Here is a 264-nt window from a genome sequence, read left to right on the forward strand (position 1 = left end):
CCGGTACGGCAAATAAACGTCCATCATCCCGTTTGATATCGTGTGTGTCCTGATCGATAAGCATAAACTGCGCAAGGGATGGGGGCTGACCGTCTTTGTTTTCCCACGTTTTCACGTTGAGCGTTTTTGCTATAGCCGCAATATCATCTTTCCGGGCACTGTAGTCGCAGTCAACAGAAGTGGTGAGACGCTCATCAGGCAATCTGTCGCCGTATTGTGCATGATAATAGGATATCCAATATTGCACAGCCTGGCCGCCAACTG

1 protein-coding gene is annotated in these 264 nt (G+C 49.2%); it reads right to left on the bottom strand.

Annotated features, from left to right (window positions below; translation table 11 throughout):
• Window positions 1–264 (bottom strand): hypothetical protein (locus tag SB765_RS30575; RefSeq protein ID WP_410932611.1); only part of this gene is annotated, 264 nt, incomplete at both ends.

This window comes from Pseudomonas sp. SIMBA_067, assembly GCF_046534675.1.
Classification (GTDB): Bacteria; Pseudomonadota; Gammaproteobacteria; order Pseudomonadales; family Pseudomonadaceae; genus Aquipseudomonas; species Aquipseudomonas putida.